25 protein-coding genes are annotated in these 26,863 nt (G+C 64.1%); 9 read left to right on the top strand and 16 right to left on the bottom strand.

Annotation, left to right across the window (positions count from 1 at the left end; genetic code table 11):
* The first annotated feature begins 20 nt into the window (after positions 1-20).
* The 6 genes from DWF74_RS29130 to DWF74_RS29105 are packed head-to-tail and all read left to right on the top strand — an operon-like array spanning position 21 to position 6,093.
* Positions 21-2,939, top strand: a complete 2,919-nt coding sequence (locus tag DWF74_RS29130) for a monovalent cation/H+ antiporter subunit A (protein ID WP_102864466.1) — start codon at positions 21-23, stop codon at positions 2,937-2,939.
* Positions 2,939-3,283: a Na+/H+ antiporter subunit C gene (locus DWF74_RS29125; protein ID WP_011060906.1), complete on the top strand. Its 345-nt coding sequence runs from the start codon at positions 2,939-2,941 to the stop codon at positions 3,281-3,283. The genes DWF74_RS29130 and DWF74_RS29125 overlap by 1 nt, the downstream gene beginning before the upstream one ends.
* Positions 3,280-4,968 carry a monovalent cation/H+ antiporter subunit D gene (locus DWF74_RS29120; protein WP_115582275.1) on the top strand — a complete coding sequence of 563 codons (1,689 nt, stop codon included), beginning with the start codon at positions 3,280-3,282 and terminating at the stop codon, positions 4,966-4,968. The genes DWF74_RS29125 and DWF74_RS29120 overlap by 4 nt, the downstream gene beginning before the upstream one ends.
* A complete protein-coding gene (locus DWF74_RS29115; protein ID WP_102864464.1) occupies positions 4,965-5,453 on the top strand; it encodes a Na+/H+ antiporter subunit E in 489 nt (162 codons plus the stop codon). Before DWF74_RS29120 ends, DWF74_RS29115 begins: the two co-directional genes overlap by 4 nt.
* A complete protein-coding gene (locus DWF74_RS29110) occupies positions 5,450-5,728 on the top strand; it encodes a K+/H+ antiporter subunit F (protein WP_016962858.1) in 279 nt (92 codons plus the stop codon). Before DWF74_RS29115 ends, DWF74_RS29110 begins: the two co-directional genes overlap by 4 nt.
* Positions 5,725-6,093, top strand: a complete 369-nt coding sequence (locus tag DWF74_RS29105) for a Na+/H+ antiporter subunit G (RefSeq protein WP_115582274.1) — start codon at positions 5,725-5,727, stop codon at positions 6,091-6,093. Before DWF74_RS29110 ends, DWF74_RS29105 begins: the two co-directional genes overlap by 4 nt.
* A gap of 125 nt (positions 6,094-6,218) precedes the next feature.
* Here the strand turns inward: DWF74_RS29105 and DWF74_RS29100 are convergent, their stop codons facing one another.
* A complete protein-coding gene (locus DWF74_RS29100; protein ID WP_115582273.1) occupies positions 6,219-6,656 on the bottom strand; it encodes a DUF3995 domain-containing protein in 438 nt (145 codons plus the stop codon).
* A gap of 96 nt (positions 6,657-6,752) precedes the next feature.
* Here DWF74_RS29100 and DWF74_RS29095 point away from each other — a divergent pair, with 96 nt between their 5' ends.
* Both DWF74_RS29095 and DWF74_RS29090 read left to right on the top strand, forming a co-directional pair.
* Positions 6,753-7,139 carry a DUF2946 domain-containing protein gene (locus DWF74_RS29095; protein ID WP_180988600.1) on the top strand — a complete coding sequence of 129 codons (387 nt, stop codon included), beginning with the start codon at positions 6,753-6,755 and terminating at the stop codon, positions 7,137-7,139.
* Between the two features lie 87 nt (positions 7,140-7,226).
* Positions 7,227-9,362, top strand: coding sequence for a TonB-dependent receptor (locus DWF74_RS29090; protein ID WP_115582272.1), 2,136 nt, complete (start codon positions 7,227-7,229; stop codon positions 9,360-9,362).
* Positions 9,363-9,507: 145 nt separating this feature from the next.
* On the opposite strand, the gene DWF74_RS29085 is transcribed toward DWF74_RS29090, so the two are convergent.
* The 3 genes from DWF74_RS29085 to DWF74_RS29075 all read right to left on the bottom strand — a co-directional run bounded on the left by DWF74_RS29085 (position 9,508) and on the right by DWF74_RS29075 (position 11,329).
* Complete coding sequence (locus DWF74_RS29085) at positions 9,508-10,521, bottom strand: ABC transporter substrate-binding protein (protein ID WP_115582271.1); 1,014 nt, start codon at positions 10,519-10,521, stop codon at positions 9,508-9,510.
* A 134-nt stretch (positions 10,522-10,655) separates the two neighbouring features.
* Positions 10,656-10,859 carry a hypothetical protein gene (locus tag DWF74_RS29080; protein ID WP_102864458.1) on the bottom strand — a complete coding sequence of 68 codons (204 nt, stop codon included), beginning with the start codon at positions 10,857-10,859 and terminating at the stop codon, positions 10,656-10,658.
* Complete coding sequence (locus DWF74_RS29075; protein ID WP_102864457.1) at positions 10,859-11,329, bottom strand: hypothetical protein; 471 nt, start codon at positions 11,327-11,329, stop codon at positions 10,859-10,861. The genes DWF74_RS29080 and DWF74_RS29075 overlap by 1 nt, the downstream gene beginning before the upstream one ends.
* Before the next feature lie 673 nt (positions 11,330-12,002).
* On the opposite strand from DWF74_RS29075, the gene DWF74_RS29070 reads away from it, so the two are divergent.
* Positions 12,003-12,233, top strand: a complete 231-nt coding sequence (locus DWF74_RS29070; RefSeq protein ID WP_102864456.1) for a hypothetical protein — start codon at positions 12,003-12,005, stop codon at positions 12,231-12,233.
* Positions 12,234-12,412: 179 nt separating this feature from the next.
* On the opposite strand, the gene DWF74_RS29065 is transcribed toward DWF74_RS29070, so the two are convergent.
* From DWF74_RS29065 to iolE, 12 genes are all read right to left on the bottom strand, one after another.
* Positions 12,413-12,631, bottom strand: a complete 219-nt coding sequence (locus tag DWF74_RS29065; RefSeq protein WP_102864455.1) for a hypothetical protein — start codon at positions 12,629-12,631, stop codon at positions 12,413-12,415.
* Positions 12,632-12,746: 115 nt separating this feature from the next.
* On the bottom strand, positions 12,747-14,369 hold the full coding sequence (locus DWF74_RS29060; RefSeq protein WP_102864454.1) for a methyl-accepting chemotaxis protein: 1,623 nt from the start codon (positions 14,367-14,369) through the stop codon (positions 12,747-12,749).
* 162 nt (positions 14,370-14,531) lie between these two features.
* Positions 14,532-14,936: a TraR/DksA family transcriptional regulator gene (locus DWF74_RS29055; protein ID WP_011060892.1), complete on the bottom strand. Its 405-nt coding sequence runs from the start codon at positions 14,934-14,936 to the stop codon at positions 14,532-14,534.
* Positions 14,937-15,357: 421 nt separating this feature from the next.
* On the bottom strand, positions 15,358-16,380 hold the full coding sequence (locus DWF74_RS29050) for an ABC transporter permease (RefSeq protein WP_102864453.1): 1,023 nt from the start codon (positions 16,378-16,380) through the stop codon (positions 15,358-15,360).
* 69 nt (positions 16,381-16,449) lie between these two features.
* Entirely contained in the window at positions 16,450-18,015 is a 1,566-nt protein-coding gene (locus DWF74_RS29045) for a sugar ABC transporter ATP-binding protein (RefSeq protein ID WP_102864594.1), read from the bottom strand.
* 104 nt (positions 18,016-18,119) lie between these two features.
* Positions 18,120-19,046, bottom strand: coding sequence for a sugar ABC transporter substrate-binding protein (locus DWF74_RS29040; protein WP_102864452.1), 927 nt, complete (start codon positions 19,044-19,046; stop codon positions 18,120-18,122).
* A gap of 536 nt (positions 19,047-19,582) precedes the next feature.
* On the bottom strand, positions 19,583-20,593 hold the full coding sequence (locus DWF74_RS29030) for a Gfo/Idh/MocA family protein (protein WP_115582269.1): 1,011 nt from the start codon (positions 20,591-20,593) through the stop codon (positions 19,583-19,585).
* 34 nt (positions 20,594-20,627) lie between these two features.
* Entirely contained in the window at positions 20,628-22,565 is a 1,938-nt protein-coding gene (gene iolD / locus DWF74_RS29025) for a 3D-(3,5/4)-trihydroxycyclohexane-1,2-dione acylhydrolase (decyclizing) (protein WP_115582504.1), read from the bottom strand.
* Between the two features lie 69 nt (positions 22,566-22,634).
* Positions 22,635-23,456, bottom strand: coding sequence for a TIM barrel protein (locus DWF74_RS29020; protein WP_115582268.1), 822 nt, complete (start codon positions 23,454-23,456; stop codon positions 22,635-22,637).
* Between the two features lie 36 nt (positions 23,457-23,492).
* Positions 23,493-24,992, bottom strand: coding sequence for a CoA-acylating methylmalonate-semialdehyde dehydrogenase (locus tag DWF74_RS29015; RefSeq protein WP_102864448.1), 1,500 nt, complete (start codon positions 24,990-24,992; stop codon positions 23,493-23,495).
* Between the two features lie 43 nt (positions 24,993-25,035).
* Complete coding sequence (gene iolB / locus DWF74_RS29010) at positions 25,036-25,842, bottom strand: 5-deoxy-glucuronate isomerase (protein WP_115582267.1); 807 nt, start codon at positions 25,840-25,842, stop codon at positions 25,036-25,038.
* The gene (gene iolE, locus DWF74_RS29005; protein WP_102864446.1) at positions 25,839-26,747 is read right to left on the bottom strand and encodes a myo-inosose-2 dehydratase; all 909 of its coding nucleotides are present in this window, start codon (positions 26,745-26,747) and stop codon (positions 25,839-25,841) included. The genes iolB and iolE overlap by 4 nt, the downstream gene beginning before the upstream one ends.
* Positions 26,748-26,863 lie beyond the last annotated feature (116 nt).

The following is a 26,863-nucleotide window of genomic DNA, read 5'->3' as shown; positions in this document are numbered from 1 at the left end:
TTTCCGCAGATTAGAAGCCTATGTCCCTGATAGTTCTACTGCTTCTGCCATTCATAGGCAGCTGTCTGGCGGCCGTGCTGCCGCACAACGCACGTAACACCGAATCCCTGCTGGCCGGCTTGGTGGCACTCATTGGCACCGTCCAGGTGGCTTTGCTGTACCCGCAGATCGCCGATGGCGGGATTATCCGCGAGGAATATACCTGGCTGCCGAGCCTGGGCCTGAACTTCGTGCTGCGCCTGGACGGCTTCGCCTGGCTGTTCTCATTGCTGGTGCTGGGTATCGGCAGTCTGGTGGCGCTCTACGCGCGTTACTACATGTCGCCGCAAGACCCGGTGCCGCGCTTCTTCGCCTTCTTCCTGGCGTTCATGGGGGCCATGCTGGGCCTGGTGATTTCCGGCAACCTGATCCAGATGGTGTTCTTCTGGGAGCTCACCAGCCTCTTCTCCTTCTTGCTGATCGGCTATTGGCATCACCGCTCCGACGCCCGCCGTGGCGCCTACATGGCGCTGATGGTCACCGGCGCCGGGGGCTTGTGCCTGCTGGCGGGGGTCATGCTGCTCGGCCATGTGGTCGGCAGCTACGACCTGGATCAGGTGCTAGCTGCCGGAGACAAGATCCGCGCCCATGCGCTCTACCCGATCCTGTTGCCATTGATCCTGCTGGGCGCCCTGAGCAAGAGCGCGCAGTTCCCCTTCCACTTCTGGCTCCCCCACGCCATGGCCGCGCCGACGCCGGTCTCGGCCTACCTGCACTCGGCGACCATGGTCAAGGCCGGGGTGTTTCTCCTGGCCCGCCTGTGGCCGTCGCTGTCCGGTACGCAAGAATGGTTCTACATCGTCAGCGGCGCCGGGGCCTGCACCCTGGTGCTGGGCGCTTACTGCGCGATGTTCCAGAACGACCTCAAGGGCCTGCTGGCCTACTCCACCATCAGCCACCTGGGGCTGATCACCCTGCTGCTGGGCCTGAACAGCCCGCTGGCGGCGGTGGCGGCGGTGTTCCACATTCTCAACCACGCCACCTTCAAGGCGTCGCTGTTCATGGCCGCCGGGATCATCGACCACGAGAGCGGCAGCCGCGATATCCGCAAGCTCAACGGCCTGATCAAGCTGATGCCCTACACCGCGACCCTGGCCATGGTCGCCAGTGCCTCGATGGCCGGGGTGCCGCTGCTCAACGGCTTCCTGTCCAAGGAGATGTTCTTCGCTGAGACGGTGTTCATCAATTCCAGCGCCTGGGTGGAAATCGCCTTGCCGGTGATCGCCACCATCGCCGGGACCTTCAGCGTCGCCTACGCCCTGCGCTTTACCGTGGATGTGTTCCTCGGCGAACCGGCCACCGACCTGCCGCACACGCCCCACGAGCCGCCACGCTGGATGCGTGCGCCGGTTGAACTGCTGGTGTTCACCTGCCTGCTGGTGGGGATCTTCCCGGCGCAGATCATTGGTCCATTGCTGGCCGCCGCCGCACGGCCGGTGGTGGGCGGCACCCTGCCCGAGTACAGCCTGGCCATCTGGCACGGCCTCAATGCGCCGATGATCATGAGCCTGATCGCCATGTCCTGCGGCATCGTGCTTTACCTGCTGCTGCACAAACCGCTGGTGGCCGGGCGTTTCGCCTACCCGCCGGGAGTGGGCCGACTCAACGGCAAGCTGCTGTTCGAGCGCAGCCTGGTGGGCATGACCCGCCTGGCCCGGCGTCTGGAGCGGCGGCTGAGCACCAAGCGCCTGCAGACCCAGCTGTTTCTGCTGATTCTGGCGGCGGTGATCACCGGCCTGATTCCCATGCTCTACAGCCAGCTGACCTGGGGCGACCGGCCGAAGATCCCCGGTTCCATCGTCTTCGTGACCTTCTGGCTGCTGGCCATCGCCTGCGCCCTGGGCGCCGCCTGGCAGGCCAAGTACCACCGGCTGGCGGCCCTGACCATGGTCAGCGTCTGCGGGCTGATGACCTGCGTGACCTTCGTCTGGTTCTCCGCGCCGGACCTGGCCCTGACCCAGCTGGTGGTGGAGGTGGTGACCACGGTGCTGATCCTTCTCGGCCTGCGCTGGCTGCCACGGCGGATCGAGGATGTCTCGCCGCTGCCCAGCAGCGTGCCCAAGGCGCGCATCCGCCGCCTGCGCGACCTGAGCCTGTCGATCGCCGTCGGCCTGGGCATGGCGGTGCTGTCCTACGCCATGCTGACCCGCCCCACACCCAACGATATTTCCTCGTTCTACCTCAGCCGTGCCTTGCCTGAAGGCGGCGGCACCAACGTGGTCAACGTGACCCTGGTGGACTTCCGCAGCTTCGACACCCTGGGCGAAATCACCGTGCTGGCAGCCGTGGCCCTGACCGTGTTCGCCCTGCTGCGTCGCTTCCGCCCGCCCAAGGAGAGCATGCAGTTGCCGGCGCAACAGCGCCTGCTGGCCCCGGACGTGGTCACCGATCTGGTCAACCCGCGCCAGGCCAGCGACACCGCCCTGGGCTTCATGATGGTGCCGGCGGTGCTGGTGCGCCTGCTGCTGCCGATTGCCCTGGTGGTGTCCTTCTACCTGTTCATGCGCGGGCACAACCTGCCGGGCGGCGGTTTCGTCGCCGGGCTGGTGATGTCGGTGGCCTTCATCCTCCAGTACATGGTGGCCGGCACCCAGTGGGTCGAGGCCCAGATGAGCCTGCGGCCGCTGCGCTGGATGGGCACCGGATTGCTGTTCGCCCTGGCCACCGGCCTCGGCGCCCTGGCCTGGGGCTACCCGTTCCTCACCACCCACACGGTGCATGTGGACCTGCCGCTGTTCGGTGATATCCATATCGCCAGCGCCTTGTTCTTCGACATCGGCGTGTACGCGGTGGTGCTGGGCGCGACCCTGCTGATCCTCACCGCCCTGGCGCACCAGTCGGTGCGGGCCCACAAGCCGGCCAGCCAGTCCAAATCCCTGATCAAGAGCGGAGCCGCCTGATGGAAGAAGTCATCGCAATCGCCATTGGGGTCCTCGCCGCTTCCGGAGTCTGGCTGGTCCTGCGCCCGCGGACCTTCCAGGTGGTGATGGGCCTGTGCCTGCTGTCCTACGCGGTCAACCTGTTCATCTTCAGCATGGGCAGCCTGTTCATCGGCAAGGAACCCATCGTCAAGGACGGCGTGCCCCAGGACCTGCTGCACTACACCGACCCGTTGCCCCAGGCCCTGGTGCTCACCGCCATCGTCATCAGCTTCGCCATGACCGCGCTGTTTCTGGTGGTGCTCCTGGCGTCCCGGGGCCTGACCGGCACTGACCACGTCGACGGCCGGGAGCCCAAGGAATGAGTTCGTTGTCCCACCTGATCGTCGCCCCCATCCTCCTGCCGCTGCTGACGGCGGCCATCATGTTGCTGCTGGGGGAGAAACACCGCCCGCTCAAGGCGCGGATCAACCTGTTCTCCAGCCTGCTGGGGCTGGCCCTGGCGGCGTACCTGCTGTACTGGACCCAGGTCCAGGGCGCCACCGGTTCCTTCGGCGTGTACCTGCCGAGCAACTGGCAGGTGCCCTTCGGCATCGTGCTGGTGGTGGATCGCCTGTCGGCACTGATGATGGTGCTCACCGGAATCATCGGGGTCAGCGCGCTGCTGTTCGCCATGGCCCGCTGGGACGGCGCCGGGGCCAGCTTCCATGCGCTGTTCCAGATCCAGCTGATGGGCCTGTACGGCGCCTTCCTCACCGCCGATCTGTTCAACCTGTTCGTGTTCTTCGAGGTGCTGCTGGCGGCCTCCTACGGCCTGATGCTGCACGGTTCGGGACGGGCGCGGGTGTCGTCGGGACTGCACTACATCACCATCAACCTGCTGGCTTCGTCGCTGTTCCTGATCGGCACGGCAATGATCTACGGGGTCACCGGGACCCTGAACATGGCCGACCTGGCGATGAAGATCCCCCTGGTGCCGGAAGCCGACCGCGGCCTGCTGCACGCCGGCACGGCGATCCTGGCCATCGCCTTCCTGGCCAAGGCCGGGATGTGGCCGCTGAACTTCTGGCTGGTGCCGGCCTATTCCTCGGCCAGCGCACCGGTGGCGGCGCTGTTCGCCATCATGACCAAGGTCGGGATCTACACCGTGCTGCGCCTGTGGACCCTGCTGTTCTCCGGGCAGGCCGGGGCCTCGGCCTACTTCGGCAACCAGTGGCTGATCTACGGCGGCCTGGCGACGATCTTCTGCGCGGCCCTGGCGATTCTTCCGGCCCAGCGCCTGGAGCGCATGGCCAGCCTGAGCGTCCTGGTGTCGGCGGGCATCCTGATCGCGGTGATCGGCTTCGCCCAGCCGGCGCTCACCGGCGCGGCGCTGTTCTACCTGTTCAGCTCGACCCTGGCGCTGTGCGCGCTGTTCCTGCTGGCGGAGTTGATCGAGCGCTCGCGCTCGGCGGTGGAAGTGCCTCTGGAAGACGAAGGCGAAATCCTCCCGCGGCCCATGGAAACCCTTCCCCCGCCCCGGGGCAGCAACCTCGACGACGAACAGCAAGTGGTGGTCGGCCAGGTGATTCCCTGGACCATGGCCTTCCTCGGCCTGAGCTTCATTGCCTGCGCCCTGCTGATCATCGGCATGCCGCCGCTGTCGGGCTTTATCGGCAAGCTCAACCTGATCGCCGCCCTGCTCAACCCGACGGGCCTGGGAACCAGCAGCGACACGCCGATCCCGCTGGCGGGCTGGATTTTCCTGGTGCTGCTGATCCTCTCCGGCCTGGCCTCGCTGATCGCCTTTGCGCGCCTGGGCATCCAGCGTTTCTGGAGCCCGGAGGAGCGACCTTCACCGGTGTTGCGGCGTCTGGAATGCGTGCCGATCGTGGCGTTGCTGGGGCTCTGCGTGCTGCTCAGCTTCAAGGCCGAGCCGCTGCTGCGCTTCACCCAGGCCACCGCCGACAGCCTCAATCATCCGGAGCACTATGTGATGGCGGTACTGGGCACCCGCACCGTGCTCAGCCCTGAGTCCAAGGCCACCCAGGCGGCGGAGGTGCAACCATGAAGCGTCTGTTCCCCGCCCCCTTCCTGTCCCTGGCGCTGTGGCTGCTGTGGCTGGTGCTGAACCTGTCCATCAGCCCCGGCAATCTGCTGCTGGGGGCCATCCTGGGCTTTCTCGCACCGCTGCTGATGCGCCCGCTGCGGCCGTTGCCGATCCGCATCCGCCGCCCCGGCACCATCCTGCGGCTGTTGTTGCGGGTGGGCTGCGATGTGCTGGTCTCCAACCTGATCGTGGCCTGGGGCGTGCTCAACAACGGGCGCCGGCCGGTGCGCTCGGCCTTCGTCAAGATCCCCCTGGACCTGCGCGACGCCAACGGCCTGGCGGCACTGTCCACCATCACCACGGTGGTACCGGGCACGGTCTGGTCCGAGCTGTCCCTGGACCGCAGCATCCTCTTGCTGCACGTCTTCGATCTGCAGGACGAAGGGCAATTCATCCAGCACTTCAAGGCGACCTACGAGCGCCCGCTGATGGAGATTTTCGAATGAGCGTGCTGTTGACCAACGCGATCCTGCTGAGCCTGTTCCTGTTTTCCCTGGCCATGGTCCTGACCCTGGTGCGCCTGTTCAAGGGCCCCTCGGCCCAGGACCGGGTCCTGGCCCTGGACTACCTGTACATCCTGGCGATGCTGATGATGCTGGTGCTGGGCATCCGCTATGCCAGCGATACCTACTTCGAGGCGGCGCTGCTGATTGCCCTGTTCGGCTTTGTCGGCTCCTTCGCCCTGGCCAAATTCCTTCTGCGCGGCGAGGTGATCGAATGAACAGCCTGGAACAACTGCCCCTCTGGGTGGAGGTCCTGGTGGCCGTGCTGCTGGTGATCAGCAGCGTCTTCGCCCTGATCGGTGCCCTGGGCATCCTGCGCATGAAGAGCTACTTCCAGCGCATGCACCCGCCGGCCCTGGCCTCAACCATGGGTTCCTGGACCGTGGCCCTGGCCTCGATCCTGTATTTTTCAACGCTCAAGTCCGGGCCGGTGCTGCATGCCTGGCTGATTCCGATCCTGCTGTCGATCACAGTGCCGGTCACCACCCTGCTGCTGGCCCGCGCGGCGTTGTTCCGCAAACGCATGGCCGGTGACGATGTGCCGGCAGAGGTCAGCAGCAAACGCAACGAAAGCGGCAACTGAGCGCCCCCCATGCAGGAGCCGGCTTGCCGGCGAAGAGGCCCGTGAGGCAGGTGCCAGGCGGGATCGCCTTCGCTGGCAAGCCAGTCTCTGCACACGCCAGCGCCGGCAGCGAGCGGGCTTGCCCTTCAGGCCCAGGCCAGCACCAGCAATCCGGCACCCAGTACCACGCACAGCGGGGAATAGAACAGGGTGTCGAGACGGGCGAACTTCGAGTCACGCACTTGCTTGAAGAAGCCAACCAGCTCGGAGTCGCCAATGGCCCGGGCGAACATCAGCAAGGCAATGGCGCTGATCACCCATTGCAGGGACGGATGGGTCACGGTCGGAAGGTAGAGCCCAACCCGCAGGCAGACCAGCATCGCCACCAGTAACAGCCCCACCGCCACCAGCAAGGTGGCCAGGGCCGGAGGGTGAAAGGCCAGTTGGCTCTGCCCGGGAACCGGCCCCGGCACTTGGGGGATCACCGCATCGCTTCCACGCTTGCCTCCGGCGGCCCAGTACAGATGGATCAGGCTGATGAACAGAAAAGTACCGGACATCCCCTGAGCGAGCAGAAGATTCATGTTCAGACGTCCTTGTAAAAAAGTCGTAAAGAGAATGGACTCGATTGCCGGTTTTTGTAAGTACGTTCGTCGCCTTCGATGATAAAGTGCCGCCCCATGAAATTGACCCGTTCCGATCGCTCGCTCGTTGCCTGGATGCTTTATTGCTGCGTCCTGTTCAACGTGTTTGCCTGCAGCATCGGCCACGGGCAGATGCTCGGCATGCAGCTCAACGGCATCGGCGGGCAGTTCTGCAGCATCGATCCCAACACCCAAGCACCCCTGCAACAGCCGACTGACCAGGACTCCCTGCCCACCCTGTCCAAGGCCTTCGGTTGCCCGTTGTGCTCCACCGGCGGCATGGGTCCGGCACTGAACTCCAGCGTCAGCCTGGCGCTGTTGCCCCAACCCCAGGCGCCGCCGCTGGCGCGTCAGCTTCAGACCCACCTCCCGGCCCGTTTCACCTGGCCCGCCGCCCATCCTCGGGCACCGCCCTACGCCTGATTCTTGCTCGTGCTCGACCCGCCCACTGCGCTGCTGCGCGGCGCGCTTTCGTGGGCCTTTTCCTAGTCAAGAATTCAGGATGCATGCATGAAACACCTTCCTTTACTGGCGAGCCTGCTGGCCTGCCTGTCCGTCAACGCCTGGGGCAAATCCGGCCTGGAGCTGGTCCCTACCACCGTTAACGCCGAAGAGGCAGACGTTGAACCCGGCCTGTCCCTGGAGCAGTCCAGCGGCATGGCCTCGCGTTTGGGCCTGAGCCTGCGGGAAACCCCGGCCTCGGTGGCGATAGCCAGCCGCCAGGACATCGAGCGCCGTGGCGCCCAGACCTTCCAGGACGCCGCCAACGCCCTGCCCGGGGTCAATGCCAGTGCACCACCGGGGTTCGGCGGCTTCATCTCCTACCGCGGCTTCACCAGCAGCCAGATCACCCAGATGTTCAACGGCATCAATGTCGCCACCGGCCTGGCACGGCCGGTGGACGCCTGGATCTATGACCGGGTGGAACTGGTGGGCGGCCCCTCGTCGCTGATCAATGGCGCCGGCTCCGTGGGCGGCTCGCTGAACTACGTGACCAAGCTGGCGGACCGCTGCGAACAGGCGGCCGAGGGCCTGCTCAGCTACGGCAGCTACGACACCACGCAAACCGCTTTCGGGGTCAATCACGCCCTGAGCCCGGCGGGTGCCGAGGTGCAGCATTACGCACGCCTGGATGTCAGCCACAACACCAGCAACGGCTACATCGACCGCCAGGAGCGCGATGCCTGGAGCCTGGCCTTCTCCCTGCTCAGCGACTTGACCCCTGACCTGTCCCACACCCTGGCGGTGGAATACCAGGACGAGCACGAAGACAGCCCCTACTGGGGCACCCCGGTGCGCAACCCCAAGGCCGGCGAGCTGAAGATCGACAAGCACCAGCGCTTCAACAACTACAACGTCGCCGACGGCCTGTATGAACAGCGCACCGTGTGGCTGCGCTCGATCATCGATTACCGGATCAACCCCAGCACCAGCCTGCGCAACACCCTTTATCACCTGGACAGCCAGCGCGACTACCGCAACCTGGAGACTTACCAGTACAGCCCCGACAACAGCCGGGTGAGCCGCTCCACCGCCTATCTGGTGCGGCACCAGGGCCAGCAGGACGGCAACCAGTTCGAACTGCGCCATGATGATCAACTGTTCGGCCTCGACACCACCTGGTCCGGGGGTTTTGAGTACAAGGTCAACAGCACCACCAACTCACCGTGGAACGTGCCGGCCAACAACAGCGTGGACCCCGGCAACTTCCAGCCGGGGTACTTCTACGACCTGAAGGGCACCCGCCAGGGCTGGGTCAAGGACAAGACCAACCAGGTCACCACCCGTGCCCTGTTCGTCGAGAACCGCCTGGCCCTGACCGACGAGCTGTCCCTGCTCAGCGGCCTGCGCTATGACGCCATCGACCTGGACGTGACCAACCACCGCGCGATCAGCGCCAGCAACCCGCGACATCTCAAGCGAAGCTGGGAACCGGTCACCGGACGCCTGGGGCTGACCTGGCAGTTCCTGCCCAGCGCCAACGTCTACGTGCAATACAGCACGGCCGCCGAACAGCCCAGCGGCACCCAGAACTTCGAGGTGTCCACCGGCAAGCAATGGGAAGTGGGCAGCAAGTTCGACTACCTGGAAGGACGCGGCTCGGCGACCCTGGCGGCCTACCGCATCGAACGCAAGGACTTTGCCGTCACCGATCCCCTGGACCCGGCCAACAGCATTCCCGTGGGCCAGCAGACCTCCAGGGGCATCGAGCTGGCCAGCTCCCTGCGGGTCACCCCCAAGCTGCTGGCGGAAGCCAACTTCGCCTGGGTCGACGCCGAATATGACGCGTTCAACGAGAAGGTGGCCAGCGGCGCGGTGGTCTCGCGCAAGGGCAACACCCCGACCAACGTCCCCGAGCGGGTGGCCAACCTGTGGCTGACCTATGACCTGGCCCCGAGCTGGCAGACCGGCGTCGATGCGCGCTATGTGGCTTCGGTGTACGCCGACAACGCCAACACCCTGACGCTGCCGGCCTACACCCTGTACGGCAGCTTCCTGCGCTACCAGGTCGACAGCCACACCACCGTCACCGGCCGGGTACGCAACCTGACCAACGAGGTCTACGGCAAGTTCGCCCATGTCTCCCCGGCTTACTACCTGGGCACCCCGCGCACCTTCGAACTGGCGGTGCAGACCCGCTTCTGACCTGCCTTGGGGGCCTCTTCGCCGGCAAGCGGCGCCTACGGGAACATTGCGCGGTGTCAGGGCGAGCGTAGGAGCTGGCTTGCCAGCGAAGGCGTCGCCATGGACGGTGCAAGGCCTGCGGGCCCTTTCGCCGGCAAGGCGGCGCCTACAACAGGGCGGCGGCGACTTTGGCGGCGACGTCCTGGGGCACCCAGTTGCGCCATAGATCAGGATGCTGCTTGAGGAAGGCCCGGGCCGCGTCACGGGGCGTGCTGTGGTTTTCGCTCATCTGCGCCAGGGCCTGGTTGAGGGGCTCGATGGGCAGCTCGACCTGGCTGAAGAAGCTCACCAACTGCGGGTATTGCTTGTGGAATGGCGCAGACACGCCGATGGACAGTTTCGAGGCCAGGGAACGGCTCGGACGCGGGTTGGGGTTGCTGGCGTCGGTCAGGGTCTTCCAGGCCTCGGCATCAAAGGGCGGCTCTTGCAGCTGGACCAGTTTGAAGCGCCCCAGCAGCGGCGTCGGTGACCAGTAGTAGAACAGGATCGGTTTGCCCCGACGGATCGACGAGCTGATCTCCGCATCCAGGGCTGCGCCGGAGCCACTGCGGAAGTTCACGTAGCTGTCCTCCAGGCCATAGGCTTTGAGCTTCTGCTGGTTGACGATCTCCGAGGTCCAGCCAATCGGGCTGTTGAGGAAACGCCCCTTGGTCGGACTCTCCGGGTCCTTGAACACATCCTTGTAGCGCGCCAGGTCGGTGACGCTGCGCAACTCCGGCGCCAGGGCCGCGATGCCCTTGGCGGGATCACCCTTGATCACGTACTCCGGCACCCACCAGCCTTCGGTAGCGCCCTTGACGGTGTCCCCCAGGGCCAGCACCTTGCCTTCGGCCTCGGCCTTGACCCACACCGGGCTGCGCCCCGCCCACTCTTCGCCAATCACCTGGATATCGTTGTTGGCCAGGGCGGTTTCCAGGGTGATGGTGGTGCCAGGCAGTGTATCGGTGGGCAGGCCATAACCCTTCTCGACCACGATCCGCAGGATCTCGGTGATCAGGCTGCCGCTCTCCCAGTTCAGGTCGGCGAAGTGAATCGGCGCGGAAGCCGCCGCCACCGGGGGCGCGTTCAAGGCGGCAAGGGCCAACAGGCTGCTGGCCAGCAGCGCTCGAATTCCTTTCATGGGTGCACCTCTCGGATCAGGACCAGGACCAAAGGGACACGCCACGCAAAGCTGCCAGGCCCCTGAAGCATTCAGTCAACTGACTGTAGTAGAGGTTCCATATTTTCAACCAGGGCGCGGCCCGGATCGGGCCATCAAGGGTCCGCCGGCTCCTGCAGCCGCTGCAACTCGCGGCGCACCATGCTGGCGTATGCCGCCGGGCGCAGGTGGTACAGCTGGCCGGCCACCCAGTTCAGCCAGGCGCCCTGCAAGCGCGCCTTCTCGGCGAACAGGCGTTGAGCTTCGTCACACGCGGCCTGCTGGTGTTGCTGGTGAAACTCGGCGCGGCTCTGGCTCATCACTCGCTGGCCTTGAAACTCACCAGTTCGCCCTTGCGGAATTTGGCCGCCTTGGCGCTGACCGCCTTGAGGGTCTTGCTCAAGCCTTCCTGCAATTGCTCGTTGGCGGCGAAGACCATCACCACCGAGTGACCTTCCTTGAACACAATCCCCTGCCCCAGGGGACTGCTGACAAAGGCATAGTCGCCCAGGCCGTATACCGTCAGCTTGATCTCGCGAAAGCGGATCTCCAGCTTGCCGCCTTCCCGGCTGGGCAGTACAGCAGCGCGAAAATGATCGCCCACCTTGAGCTCCAGCCGAGGCTTGTCGTCCACCACCAACGCGCTCTCGGTATCGATCTCGGCGATGTAGATGCCTTCGGCGGACTGTTCGGTGATGTAGACAAAACGAGATTGGAACTGCTTGACCAGCTTTGCGCGCAAATCACCCAAAACGAACAGCGCATGCATTTCAAGATTACTTACTGCCAAGGAACACTCCCCGATACTCAAAAGGGTGCCGTCCGAGGAAAAACGGACAGCACAAAAAACCGCCATGACGGCGTGATCACCCCAATCAGTTACCCCAAAAAAACACTCAAATGCAGCGGGTACTCCAGGCCACGGCGTTAACGCCGGCGCTGAGCTGCGGGCATTTCGCCGAAGCATCAGGCACAGGTCAAAGGCTGTAGGAGTAGGCTCTGACACCCCGAAAAGTGTGGCGGCGAGCTATCTGGGGCGGGTACTGAAACAGGCCGGAAAGCCGGATATACCCTGAGATTGAATCCCCGGATCGGCAGCCACTTCGGGTTGCAGAAGCAATTCTAGAGCAACTTTGTGCATTTCGACCATTTAAAGCGAGCGATTCATGACTGCACGGCCATTGATTAGTACAAAGACTAATGTTGCTCATCAGCGGGTAATCTTGCCCGCAGTCGTCACACAAGGCCCGGCATTCTAACCAGTAATACTCTGGTGCAGTGATCTGGATGGGCGGATTAAAGCGTAAGAAAGTTCACTTTAGTACCTCAGAACAATCTCTACCTAAAACCGCAATGACATAACTCAGCCCGTCGCAACGCAACAACTGCCATACTCCCTCGCTGGTTGAGCGCTCGCGGTACGGGCGCTCAAGCACTCACTCATCTCCAAGGGAAGGCTAGAAGTGACCGAACTAGATATTGGCGAGTTTTTCATTCGTGGCGAGTGCAGAGAAGTCGAAGGCGAATTCCAGGCCGTGATTGCCATGCGCGCCAAACCTCCACTGACCCAGATCACCTTCCACCAGGTGGAACGCGACCGCTGGTTCAAGACCTCCGAAGAAGCTGCAGCGGCGGCCAGGGAATCCGCCAAGGCCCTCAAGCTGGCCATTGACCAGGGCGCCCTGAACGCCTGATACCTGCCATAGCGCGCCGCCCGGGAACCCAGCGGCGCCCCCGTGACCCAGGCGAGATCCGTTTAAGAGCATCATGATGATTAACTTAAAACGAGCGACTCGCCTTCGGGCCCTGCCTGCAACAGCCTGAATCCAGACATCCGCCCCAACCGATCAAGCCTCTATCTACCGCCCGAGCATCAAGCCGAATGCTGGAATGCATGGCGCCCAGGCCGGCACTGCGCCAGTTTCGCCTGCCAGGCCTGCCGGCACTCCTCGGCCTCGACGCGGCTGGCAAAGGCAGTGCCACGTTGTTCGCCATTGACCAGCACCACCCAGCATGCCTTGCGTCCCAGGTCCCGCAGCATGGGGGGAACACCACTGCCGATCATCACGGCTACATCAACTTTGCTGTGCATGGAGAACCTCGAGGAATTAGTTAGCTCCCTAACGATGTGAGCATACTAGTCAGTTCCCGGCGTCTGAAACAGTCACATCCTGCACAGCAGTCTTACGCCCCTGGTAACAATGTTCTCAGCCCTTGCGCTGGGACGGCGCCTGCTCGGGCTTGTAGCCCAGGCGCAACCCTCCCCAATGCCGCCCCTGGACCCAGATCGGCACCGACAAGTCGTGCATCAGTTCGCCGGTATCGCGGGTATAGGTTTGCAGCAACAGCGGTTGCTGGTGACTGCCACAACGAATGCCGGTGCGATCGGCGAACTTGCGCTTGCTGCGGTTATGCAGGTTGTCCGCCACGGGATCGCCGGTCAACGGCTGGGAGAAGGCCAGGTTGTGGGTCGGTACATAACCCTCTTGGGTACAGGCGATGGCGAACACCAGGCCGTCGTGGCGCGGCAGCAGGGATTCCTGGATCGGCGGCAGCACCTGATCGGTGTAGCGGTCGAAACGGGTCTGGTACCTGGCCGGATCGGTGTTGGCGATCAACTGGTAATGGCGGTCGAACAGGTCGTCGAGGCTGATGCGGTTCTGCGCCAGGTCGGTCTCGAACTGCTCGGCAATACGCCGGGCGCCTTCACGGGCCAGGTCATAAATGCGCTGGTGGTAGTCATCCAGCCCCACAGCCGCCAGACGCTCACTGATGGTTTCGGCCTGCCCTTCCATCTGCACCGCCGCCTGAGCCAGGCTGCGGGTCTGCTGATCGCTGACCGCCAGGTCGCTGCGCATCTGTTCCACGGCATGGAACAGGCTGTCCAACTGTTCGCGGTTGGTCTCGGCGCCCCGGGCGATCTCGCTGACCTGGCCTTCCACCCCTGCTGCCAGACGGGCGATGTTGTCCAGGTGCCGACCGGTGTGTTCCACCTGCTCCACCCCCAGGTTCAAGTCGTCGGACAGCTGACGGATCTGCTCCACCACATCGCTGGTGCGTTGCTGGATATCGGCCACCATCACACCGACCTCATCGGTGGCCGTGGCGGTGCGCCCGGCCAGCCCGCGCACCTCGTCGGCGACCACGGCAAAACCCCGTCCGTGCTCCCCGGCCCGGGCGGCCTCGATAGCGGCATTCAGGGCCAGCAGGTTGGTCTGGCTGGCGATGGACTGGATCACCAGGGTCACCCGCTGGATCTCTTCGCTGCGCTGGCTCAAGGCCTCGATCAGCTCGCGGCTGCCACTGGCCCGCTCGCTCAGGGAGTGCATGCGACTGATGGACTCCCCCAGCACCGTGCGCCCTTCGGCGCTGCTGGCGTGGGCTTCACTGGCTGCCTCCAGGGCTTGCCGGCTGAGTTGCGAGGTGGCCTGTTCGGTCTTGATCATCACTTCGGCGTTGCCGACGATGCGCGCCGCGGCATCCAGCTGGGATTGCAGCTTGCCCGCCAGTTGCGTCACCGAATAGGCCACGCCAGCAGCAGACAGGGCGTTATGGGTGGTGCTGTAGGACAGGTCGCGGGTCAGCGAGGACAGCTCGCTGTCGGCCGTTGCCGTCGGCGCCTCGGGCACCTTGCGGCTTCTCAGCCGAGGCAGCCAGACCACCAGCACCGCCAGGGGCAGGCACAGGTACAGCGGCCAGTCACCCAGTGCCTGGCCACCCAGCAAGCCCATCAAGGCCGCGCTCTGCAAGGTCGGCGCCCACCAACGGACGGCGGGTGTTGCTGCCAGCGGTTGCGCGATCGGCACCGCTAGAGATCCTTCTCTTGACATGTTTAGCACCCCACATCGTTCTAATTATTTTCGGCATTAGACGCCACTAGAAGGCCATTATCCATGGTCCCTTAGTCGGGGGTTTGCAGTAGATCAAGGGAATGAACGGGTATGGAGTCGTACCCGAAAAAACAAAGCCCCCGCTGTGGCGGGGGCTGGCGATCAGGCTTGACGCTGATGCTTGTCGATCTGCTCGTGGCGCTCTTGGGCTTCGATGCAGTACTTGGTGGTTGGGCTGATCAGCAGGCGCTTGAGGCCGATCGGCTCGCCGCTGTCATCGCACCAGCCGAAGCTGTCGTCACTGATCCGGCCCAAGGCCTGCTCCAATTGCGGCAGCATGCGCTGGTCACGATCAATGGCGTTGACCAACCAGGTGCGCTCTTCTTCGACGGAAGCGGCGTCGGCCGGGTCAGCCGGGGTGTCCAGGCTTTCAATGGCGATCCGGTTCTGTTCGATGCGCTCGTGGGTTTCCACCTTCATGGCTTGCAACAGGTCGCTGAAAAAAGCGTGCTGCTCGGCATTCATGTAGTCATCCGCCGGCATGGCCAGCAACTTTTCCTTGGTCATTGATTTCTCTATAAAAAATACGTGCATTAAGGCGAATTCAAACTGTTTCCGGTTGACCCGTCAGGTCATCAGAAAGGCGCCATACCTTCCAAGCGCCACCCGGCACTCAATTTACGAGGGGCGGCAGTCTAAGGCCGGTTTGAGGGCGCAGCAACTGAAATGACAGCGAATCTGTCTGACAAACCGCACAAAGCCCGCAATTGCGGGCTTTGGTGGCATTTGTCAGAGTGCTTTTATAACAAAAAATTCCATACAAGCAGGTCTTTTAGAAGACAAACGGCAGTACCGGGCGGCGGATTCGGAGCCTTTTCCCCCGTTTCTCCACCGCAGAAGCCAACTTGCCGGCGAACAGCCCCGTCTGTTGCACCTCATCTTGTGGGCGCCTTCGCTGGCCAGCCGGCGCCGACAACAGGCTGGTGGATCAGCGCTTGAGCTTGCGCTTGTTGCGGTACTGGTCAATGACCACCGCCACCACGATGATCAGGCCCTTGATGATGTCCTGGATGTAGGCATCCACGCCGACAAAGGTGAAGCCGCTGGCCATGACGCCAAGAATCAGCGCGCCGATCACCGTGCCGGTGATGCGCCCCACGCCACCGGCCAGGCTGGTGCCGCCGATCACGGCCGCGGCAATCGCATCCAGTTCATAGGACATGCCCATCCCCGCCTGCCCGGTGGCGGCCCGCGCCGAGGCCACCACCCCGGCCAGCCCCGCCAGCAACCCGGCGATGCTGTAGACGATCACCAGATGGCGCTTGACGTTGATCCCCGAGGTGCGCGCCGCCTGCATGTTGCCGCCGATGGCGTAGGTGTATTTGCCGTACTTGGTGTAGCGCAAGGCGATGTGGAAGATCACCGCCACCACCAGGAAGATGATCACCGGCATCGCCCCGTGACCGATGGCGGTGTAGGAATCGGACAGCATGCTCACCGGCTGGCCTTCGGTGTAATAGCGGGCCAGGCCGCGGGCCGAGACCATCATGCCCAGGGTGGCGATAAAGGGCGGAATGCCAGTGATGGCGATGATGCTGCCGTTGATCGCCCCCGCCAGCAGGCCCACCCCCAGCCCGGCCACCACCGGTATCCACACCGGCAAGTCGGTGAGGGACGGAAACACTGCCCGGGCAAAGTCCGAGGTCTGCGCCAGGCTGGCGGCGATCATCGCCGACAGCGCCAGCACCGAGCCCGAGGACAGGTCGATGCCCGTGGTGATGATCACCTGGGTCACGCCGATGGCCAGCAGACCGATGATCGACACCTGGAGGATCATCAGCACCAGGCGCTGAGAGTTCATCAGGAAGCTCTGGTCACGCACGATCCAGCCGAACAGCTCGAAGACCAGGCCGATGCCGATCAGGACCAGAAAAATACTCAGTTCGGTGGGAAGGCGCCGGCGCGTTCTAGCGGGCGCCGCGGCCGGTTTGTTTTCAGACATCACGTTCATAACCACTCACCTTTGTTAGTGCCTGGCCGCGGCGAATCACAGCGCCGCCGGCCGCCATCGATTGAAGAATCAGTGCACCACCGACATTCCCGACGCCAATTGCATCACCCGTTCCTGGGTTGCCTCGCTGCGGTCGAGGGTGCCCATGAGTTCACCTTCGTGCATGACCATGACCCGGTCGCTCATGCCCAGCACTTCGGGCAGCTCCGAGGAAATCATGATCACCGCCATGCCTTCGCTGGCGAGGAAGGAGATCAAGCGGTAGATCTCGGCCTTGGCCCCGACGTCGATACCCCGGGTCGGCTCATCAAGGATCAGGATGCGCGGATTGGTCATCAGCCAGCGCGCCAACAGGGCCTTCTGCTGATTGCCCCCGGACAAGGTATCGATGCATTGCTCCAGGGACGGGGTCTTGACCCGCAGCTTCTTGCACATGTCCTCGCACAGGGCACGCAAGGCCTTCTGCTGGACAAAGCCGCCGCCGGCGTAATGCGGCAGCACCGCCACTTCCATGTTTTCCAGGACCGACAGGCACGGGAACAGCCCGCTGAGCTTGCGATCCTCGGTCAGCAGGGCAAAGCCCTTCTCGATCGCCTGGTGCGGGTCGCTGATGCGCAGGGCCTGGCCGTCGAGAACCATCTCGCCGCCGTCGCAGGGGGTGATGCCGAACAGGGTCTCGGCAACATTGGTCCGGCCCGAGCCCATCAGCCCGGCGATGCCGAGGATCTCCCCGGCGTGCAGGTCGAAGGACACCCTGTCGAACACCCCGTCCAGGCGCAGGTCGCGGACCTGGAGCAGCAGGTCGCCGACGGGATTCTCGCGCTGGGGAAACAGCTGGCTCAGCTCGCGCCCCACCATCATCGAGATCAGGCTGTCGCCGTCCAGGCTGTCGGCCCGTTGCAGGCCGATATAGGCACCGTCACGGAACACCGCCACTTCATCGGCGATGGCGAACACTTCGTTCATTTTGTGGGTGATATAGATGATGCCTTTACCCTGGGCCTTGAGGTCGGCAATGATCGAGAACAGGTGCGCCACTTCCTTGTCAGTAATGGCCGAGGTCGGTTCGTCCATGATCAGCACGTCGGAGTCGTAGGACACCGCCTTGGCGATTTCCACCATCTGCCGCTCGGCAATGCTCAGGTTGCCCACCTGCTCCTCGGGGTCGAGGTTGATGCGCAGGCGTTCCAGCAACTGCGCGGTGCAGCGGTGCATGGCGCGGTGATCGATCATGCGCAGGCCGTTGAGCTGCTCACGGCCGATCCAGATGTTCTCGGCAATGCTCATGTGCGGCATCAGGTTGAGCTCCTGATGGATCATGGCGATGCCCGATTGCAAGGCCTGCAGGGGCGTTTCGAAGACCACCGGCCGGCCCTTGAGGCGCAGCTCGCCGGCGTCCGGCTGATAGATGCCGGCGATGATTTTCATCAGGGTCGACTTGCCGGCGCCGTTCTCGCCCATCAGCGCCAGCACCGTTCCCGGGCGTACCCGCAGTTGCACATCGGACAGGGCCACCACACCGGGAAAGCCCTTGCTGACGTTGATGACCTCCAGCAGAAAGGGTTCTTCAATCGATGTGGCGGCAGGCGAGATTCCCGCCTGCGGGGTGCTCGAGGCAGTCGCGCTAGAGAACATGATCAGGTACTCCATCGGCAAGGCCACCCAAGGCCGCCTTGCCACTTATTACTTATTGTTGTTAGAGCCTGTTCTTCTGGAACAGCTCTGGAAGGTGAGCGGCGTTACTTGAACTGGTCGACGTTGTCCGGGGTGATCAGCCGATACGGAACCCACACCGCCGGCTCTACCGGCTCATGCTTGATCATCTTCACCGCGGTATCGATGGAACCGTCCGCCTGGCCCTTGGCGTCCTGGAACACCGAGAGCGCCAATTCGCCCTTTTTCACCGCGCGCAGACCATCCGGGGTGCCATCGACACCCGCGATCAGCACACTGCCCTTCTCGACCCCGGCCTGCTTCAGCGCCATGGCGGCACCAATGGCCATTTCATCGTTGTTGGACACCACCGCGTCGAACTTGCGGCCCTGGGTCAGCCAGTCGTTGACCAGGGTCATGCCCTTGTCCCGCAGCCAGACCCCGGTCTGTTCCTGGTCGACCTTGATCCCCGGGTACTGGGCCAAAACCTCCTTGACCCCCTTGGTGCGGTTGGTGGTGGAGTTGTTCGCCAGGTCGCCCAGCAGAATCACGATGTCGCCCTTGCCGCCCATCTTGTCGGCCAGGTACTGCATCTGCATTTTCCCGGCTTCCAGGTCATTGGAAGCCACGGTCACCACGCCCTTGGGCAGGTTCAGGTCATCCGGGCGGCGGTTGACGTACACCAGGGGGATGCCGGCCTTCACCGCGGCCTCGGTGATTTTCTTAGTGGCGGCGGTATCCACCGGGTTGACCACGATCGCGTCGACTTTCTGGCTGATGAAGTTCTCGACCTGGCTCAATTGCTTGACCACATCGCTGCGGGCGTCTTCGAACTGCAGCTTGACGCCATCGGGCAGGGACTTGGCTTTCTGATCCATCGACTCGCGCAGATAGGTCAGCCAGGTGTCATCGAACTGCGACATGCTCACGCCGATCTTGATGTCGGCGAAGGCGGCCCCACTGGCCAGCAGCATCGACAGTGCAAGCGAGGCAAAACGGATCTTGGTGTTCATCACAGGTCTTTCTCCACATTCTTGTAGGTTTTATGGATAAAGCGCAGAAACCACTCAGAGCGACAGATGCACGATGGGGGCACCGGGTACGCAGCACAGCAGTGAACCGTTGCGTTCTACACACAGAAAGCCGAGGCAGGTCAGGAGGACGGCAGAGCGGCTGGGCCGAGGCGAAGCGGAGGTTGGCGCGGGCGAGCTGCGAAACCGCGAACCGAGAGCGAGGATGGTGCTAGTGAAGGTTTTCATCGACGGTACCTGTTGTTTTTGTGGGTCGGTCCGCACGCCTCTCATGGTTTGCTTGAGGGCATGCGACCTAGCGAGTCGGCAACCTGAAAATGACTTTATTGGAAAATAATTTCTATATCAACTCATTTTAGAATTTTATTCCAAATCAGTTAAAGCCTTGAAAATCCTGGTCCGTGGCCAATGTGCACCCAAGCCCGGTGGGGTCGCGCCCGGGGAAAACCCGGGCGGCGGTTCAGCGGCGCCCAACCGCAGGCGCCCCCGCAAATCCCCCAGGCGGGCCCGGTACAAGGTCAGTCGTAGAAGCCCGGGCGCACAGGCAGCTCGACCTTGACGATCTGGCCGCTGCCCTGCGCTTCGATGCAGGCATCGGCCGCCACGGCGGCGGCAAAGCCGTCCCAGGCCGAGGGCCCGCCCACCTGGCCGGCGCGCACGCCGTCGATAAAGGCCTGCAACTCCACGTCATAGGCGGCGATAAAACGCTCCTTCCAATCCATCAGGATGGCGTTGGACAGCTTGGCTTCGCTGCGCAATTGCACCTGGGACGGCTCCGGCAGCCTGGCGATACCGCTCTCCCCCACCACTTCGCACTGGATGTCGTAGCCGTACTGGCAGTTGACGAACACTTCGACGTCGATGCGCGTGCCACGGGCGGTTTCCAGCAGCACGATCTGCGGGTCGCGCAAGTGGGCCAGGGCCTTGCTGGTCTTACGCGGGAACACCACCTGCACCGACACATAGTCGTCGGCCAGCAGCCAGCGCAGCACGTCCAGTTCGTGGATCAGGGTGTCGGTGATGGCCATGTCGGTCTTGTAGTTCTCCCCCACCCGCGGGTTGCGGTGGGCGCAGTGCAGCATCAGCGGCTCGCCGATCTGCCCGCTGTCAATCACCGCCTTCAAGGCCTGGTAACCGGCATCGTAGGGGCGCATGAAACCCACCTGCACCAGGCGCTTGCCGTGGGCGATTTCGGCCTCGACGATGCGCCGGCAACCGGCGGCGGTCACCGCCAGGGGCTTTTCACAGAACACCGGCTTGCCCGCGGCAATCGCCGCCAGCACGAATTCCTCGTGGCTCGGGCCCCAGGAGGTCACCAGCACTGCCTCGACGTCCGCCGCCTTGATCAGCGCGTGGCCGTCCGGGTAGACCTCGGCGCTGAGCTTGAGGTCGCTGACCACCTTGGCCGCCGACGCCAGGTTGATGTCGGTGACCGCCACCACCTGGCTGCCCAGCAGGGTCTGGCTGCAACGACGGATGTGATCCTGGCCGATGGCCCCGGTCCCGATAACGCCAAGTTTCAAAGACATGCAGATACTCCTGTTGTTGTTCGTTGCAGAGCAATCAGTACTGCCGGGCCTGGGCCAGGCGTTCATTAAGGGTCTTGGCCGCCGCATCGGTGCGCTCGCTGGTGGACACCTGGGCCACGCCCACCCGCCACCAGGACAGGTAGCTGTGGATCATGGTCTTGGGCAGGACCTTGATGTCGATCAGGGTCGATACCGTCTGGGTCCGGGCATCGGCCAGGGCCGCCAGCAGTTGCTCCTCAGTGCTGACCTTGTAGGTCTTGCAGCCGTAGGCGGCGGCGCTCATGGCGAAGTCCACCGGCACAAAGCCGCCGTCGAGCTTGCCGCTCTGCGGGTTGCGGTAGCGGAACTCGGTACCGAAGCTGTCCATACCGTGGCCCATCTGCAGGTTGTTGATGCAGCCGAAGGTCATGTTGTCCAGCAGCACCACGTTGATCTTGCGCCGCTCCTGGATCGAGGTGACCAGCTCCGAGTGCAGCATCAGGTAGGAGCCGTCGCCCACCAGGGCGTACACCTCGCGATCCGGCTCGGCGAACTTGACCCCCAGCGCCGCGTTGACCTCGTAGCCCATGCACGAATAGCCGTATTCCACGTGGTAGGTATTGACCCCCTTGCTGCGCCAGCTGCGCTGCAGGTCGCCGGGCAGGCTGCCGGCGGCGGCAACGATGATGCCGTCCTCGGGCAAGGCCTGGTTGAGCAGCCCGAGCACCCGGCTCTGGGTCAGGCAGGAGCCGGTCAGCTCGATGAATTCGCGCAGCACCGCCGGGTCCAGGTGGTCATTGATTTCCGGGACAAAACCGTCGTCCTGGTATTGCACCTGATACACCCGGTCCACCTCGGCCTCCAACTGCGCCTTGGCCTCGCCGATCTGCCCGTCCCAAGCCGCCCGATAGCCGCTGCGGCCCAGGGTTTCGCTCAGAGCCTGCAAGCCGGCGCGGGCATCGGCCAGTAGCTGCACGCCCTCCATCTTGAGGCTGTCGCCAGGGCAGACATTGAGGTTGAGGAACGCCACCTCCGGGTGCTGGAACAGCCATTTCGACGAGGTGGTGAAATCGCTGTAGCGGGTGCCGATGCCGATGATCAGGTCGGCTTCCCTGGCCAGAAGGTTGGCCGCCAGGCAGCCGGTCTCGCCGATCCCGCCGACGTTCAGCGGGTGCTCGGAAACCACCGCGCTCTTGCCCGCCTGGGTTTCGGCAAAAGGAATGCCGAAGCGTTCGGCAAAGGCCTGCAACGCCCGATTGGCCCCGGAATACTTGACCCCGCCGCCGCAGATGATCAGCGGCTTGCGCTTGCCCTCGAACAGCGCCAGGGCATCGCCGAGCATGGCCTCGGTGGCCGGGCGGCGGTCGATGCGATGCACGCGCTTGGCGAGGAAGGAGTCCGGGTAATCGTAGGCTTCGCCCTGCACATCCTGGGGCAATGCCAGGGTCACGGCGCCGGTCTGCGCCGGGTCGGTGAGCACGCGCATGGCGTGGAGCGCCGCGCTCATCAGTTGCTCGGGGCGGTTGATGCGATCCCAGTATTGGCTCACGGCCTTGAAGGCATCGTTGGTGCTGATGCTCAGGTCATGAAACTGTTCGATCTGCTGCAGCACCGGGTCCGGCTGGCGGCTGGCGTAGACGTCCCCCGGTAGCAGCAGCAAGGGAATCCGGTTGGCGCTGGCGGTGGCCGCCGCGGTCAGCATGTTGGCCGCGCCGGGGCCCACCGAGGAGCTGCAGGCGTAGATCTTGCGCCGCAGGTGCTGCTTGGCGAAACCGATGGCGGCGTGGGCCATGCCCTGCTCGTTGCGGCCCTGGTGCACCACCAGGTCGCCACTGTCCTGCTCCAGGGCCTGGCCCAGGCCGAGCACGTTGCCGTGGCCGAAAATGGTGAAGACCCCGGCGATGAACTTGCTCTGGACCCCATCCACCTCGACGTATTGGTTATCGAGGAATTTCACCAGGGCCTGGGCCATGGTCAAGCGTGTCGTACTCATGGTTTGCACCTTCATCTTGTTATGTCGCCCTGGGGGAGCCGGCTTGCCAGCGCCCACAAGGAAATGACCTCAGGCCAGGGCTTGCCGCAAGTGGGCAATGCTCGCCGCCAGCGCCTGCTGGATATCCGCCCGCCCGTGCACGCTCTCGGCAAACGGCTCGAACGACAGGTAGCCGCTGTAGCCACGGCTGCGCAAGGTGTCGATCTGCGCCGCATTGCCGAGGATGTCCGCCTCGCCGACCAGTACCCGATGACCGTCGCGAATGCTGCCAAGCGGCGCCTGGCGGTCCTCGACCCCGGAGATGTGCACCAGCCCGGTCAGCTCGGGGAAGAACTCATGCTCGCCGGCCAGGTGGTGGTGGAAGGTGTCGTGCACCAGGCGCAACACATCCAGGCCGCCAGTGGCACGGATCGCCTCCACTGCCGTGCGCTTGTGGCGCAGCGCGCATTCCTCAAAGCCCAGGGGCTCGATCAACCCCAGCAGGCCGTGCTCCCGCAGGATCGGCGCCAGTTCGCTCAGGGCCGTGCGCAACGCGCTGCTGCGCTGGGCCTCAGTGCGCGGATCGGCAGGGTCATTGAGCGGGCACAGCACCAGCCCCTCGGCGCCGCAGGCACGGGCATAGGCGGCCAGTTTCAGGGCCTGCTGGCGACGCTCGTCGTTCCACACATCGAAGGGGTACAGGGCGTTGATCGACAACACCTTGATGCCCTGGGCCGCGCACAATTCGCGGACCCGCTGCGGCGGCGTGCCGTCCTCGATTTCCACGCCCGCAAGGTCATTGCGCAGCTCAATGGCATCGACCTTCAGCGTCAGCGCCAGGTCGATGAACTCCAACAGTGACAAACCCGGTGCAACCATACGATTCAGGGCGAAACGCAGGGGCTGGCTCATTCTTCTTGTGCTCCCAAATCCATCCCGTCGAGACAGTTACTTGGCCGTCGGCATGCTGAATTCCGGGCCCTTGGCGATGCTGTCGGGCCAGCGCTGCATCACGCTCTTGTAGCGGCTGTAGAAGCGCACGCCTTCCTCGCCGTAGGCATGGTGGTCGCCGAACAGCGAACGCTTCCAGCCGCCGAAGGAATGCCAGGCCATGGGCACCGGAATTGGCACGTTGATGCCCACCATGCCCACCTTGATACTGCGGGCAAAGGCCCGGGCCACGCCGCCGTCGCGGGTGAAACAGGACACGCCATTGCCGAATTCATGGGCGTTGATCAGCGCCACCGCGCTGGCAAAGTCGGGCACCCGCACAATGCCCAGCACCGGCCCGAAGATTTCCTGCTGGTAGATGCTCATCTGGGTAGTGACGTGATCGAACAGGGTGGCGCCGACAAAGAAGCCCTGCTCCGCCCCCGGTACCTTGAAACCGCGTCCGTCCACCAGCAGCTGTGCACCCTGGGCCACGCCCTGGTCGATGAAACCTTCAACCCGGGCCTTGTGCTCGGCGGTCACCAGCGGCCCCATGTCGCTGTCGCCCTGCAAGCCGTTGCCGACCTTGAGCTGGTCGATGCGCGGCAGCAGCTTGGCGATCAATTCGTCGGCCACCTCGCCCACCGCCACGGCGATGGAGATGGCCATGCAGCGCTCGCCGGCCGAGCCGTAGGCCGCACCGATCAGTGCATCGGCGGCCTGGTCCAGGTCGGCGTCGGGCATCACGATCATGTGGTTCTTGGCCCCACCCAGAGCCTGCACGCGTTTGCCTCGGGCGCTGGCCTGCTGGTGGATGTACTCGGCAATCGGCGTCGAACCGACAAAGGAAATCGCCTCGATGTCCGGGTGCTGGAGCAAGCCGTCCACCGCGCTCTTGTCGCCCTGGACCACGTTGAACACCCCTTCGGGCAACCCGGCTTCGGTCAACAGGCGCGCCAGCAGCAGGCTAGCGGACGGGTCGCGCTCGGACGGCTTGAGGATGAAGCAGTTACCAGTGATCAGGGCGATGGGAATCATCCACAGCGGCACCATCACCGGGAAGTTGAACGGCGTGACCCCGGCGCACACGCCCAGGGGCTGGCGCAGGTTCCAGTTGTCGATGCCGCCACCGATGTTGTCGCTGAAATCGGTTTTCAACAGGTTCGGCGCGCCACAGGCGTATTCGACGATCTCAATGCCACGGGTCACCTCGCCCATGGCGTCGGACAGCACCTTGCCGTGCTCGCGGGTGATGATCTGCGCCAGTTCCTGGTGGTGCCGGTCCAGCAGTTCCTTGAACTTGAACATCACCCGCGCACGGCGCAGGGAAGACTGTTCGGACCAGGCGGGAAAGGCCCGCAGCGCCGCGGCCACGGCCTCGTCCACGGTCTTCTGGCTGGCCAGGGCGACGCGGGCCTGGACCGCACCCGTGGCCGGGTTGAACACCTGGCTGAAACGCTCGCCGGCGTCCTGCACCTGGCCGCCGATGTAATGACCTATTACCGGGGTGTCGCTCATTGTTCTTGTTCTCCGTAAAGGGTTGCCGTCTGAGTTCGGCGCTTCAGAGATCCAGCAGCCAACTGTGCTGCGGGTCGTTATGGAACTGCCAGACGCGCTTGGGCCCGGCCATGACGTTCAGGTAATAGGACTCGTAGCCGTAAGGCACGCTGACCGGGTGATAGCCCTTGGGCACCACCACCAGGTCGCTGTTTTCCACGGCCATGGCCTGGTCGATGCTGCGGTCGTCGGTGTAGACCCGCTGGAAGACGAAGCCCTGGGGCGGGTTGACCTGGTGGTAATAGGTCTCTTCCAGGAAGCTCTGGTGCGGCAGGTCGTCGGTGTCGTGCTTGTGCGGCGGGTAGCTGGAGGAATGCCCGGACGGCGTGCGCACCTCCACCACCAGCAGGGAATGGGCCGGCTCGCTGTCGGGCAGGATGTCGCAGACATAACGAGTATTGGCGCCCTTGCCGCGCACGCTGCGCTTGCACTGCTCCGGGCGGATCAGCCGCGGGCCGAGGCCAGCGGCGGCATCACCCGGGGCGGCGCACACAGCGATCTGCACCTCGCTCAGGGCGGTGACCTGGGCCTGGCTGCCCGGCGGCAGGTAGGCGGCAAAGGGTGATTTGTCTTCGAACACCGATTGCCGGTCGCCCAGGTTGTCCCACTGGAAGGCGCCCTGGGGCGCTTGGCCCTGCACATCGATGCGGCCGCTGAGCAGCACCAGGCACAGTTCCTGGTCGCCGGCGCTGAGCGACAGGCTTTCCCCCAGGCTCAGGCGGTAGGCACTGAAGCCCACGTATTCCAGGGCGCCCTCTGGCAACTGGACCAGGGTCCGGCCCTTGGCCGCGCTTTTCACCAGCAGGTTCATTGGGCAGTACTCCTGCGTTGCACAGCGGCGTCCAGCAGGGCCCGCAAGGTGTCGTAACCTTTTTTCGCATAGACGTAGCTCGGTGCCACGGCCGGGTCCTGCTCGGCTTCCACCACCAGCCAGCCCTGGTAGCCCGCGTCCAGCAGCACATCGAGCAAGGCGGCAAAGTCGAGGTCGCCATCACCGGGCACGGTGAAGGTGCCGTTGACGATGCAGTCCGGGAAGCTCCACAGGTTGTTGCGCGCCAGCTGCACCACCGGCTTGCGTACATCCTTGAAATGCACGTGGCAGACGCGGCGGATGTGCTTGCGCAGCACCTCCAGGGGTTCGCCGCCGCCCATGTAGCAGTGGCCCGAATCGAACAGCAGGCCGACTTCCTCGCCGGTCAGGCTCATCAGTTTGTCGATGTCTGCTGGGGACTCGACGTAGGCGCCCATGTGATGGTGATAGGCCAGGCGCACACCCTGGGACAGGGTGAAGCGCGCCAGCTCCGTGAGCTTGTCGGCGTAATCCTGCCAGGCCTGTTCACTGTGGAAGCGCGGACGCTCGATCAGGCGCACCGGTGAACCCTGGATCGAGTCGGCCACCTCGCCGTAGACCAGCACCGAGGCGCCGTTGCGTTTCAGCAGTTCGACGTGGCTGGCAATGGCGTCGATTTCCTGCGCCACCGAACGCCGGGCCAGGCGGCTGGAGTACCAGCCCGAGACCAGCGCCAGGTCATAAGGGCGCAACACATCGCCCACACCCTTGGCGTCCTTGGGGAATTTGCCGTTGAGTTCAAAGCCTTGGTAACCGATGTCGCGGCCTTCGCTCAGGGCGGTGCTCAGGGGCGTTTCACCGCCCAGGGCCGGCAGGTCGTCGTTGCTCCAGGAGATCGGGTTGATGCCAATTCGGATAGCGGGCATGGCTGCACCTTTTGTTGTTATTCATGAAAGCGTGGAGTACGGCCTCGCACTCGTAGGAGCTGGCGTGCCAGCGAAGGCTCCGGCGAGCCTGGCACCAGGCTCAAGACCCTCTTCGC

This window comes from Pseudomonas protegens (genome assembly GCF_003363755.1).
Classification (GTDB): Bacteria; Pseudomonadota; Gammaproteobacteria; order Pseudomonadales; family Pseudomonadaceae; genus Aquipseudomonas; species Aquipseudomonas danubii.
The sequence above is the reverse complement of the archived record's forward strand: the minus strand, read 5'-3'. Positions and strand labels throughout refer to the sequence as shown.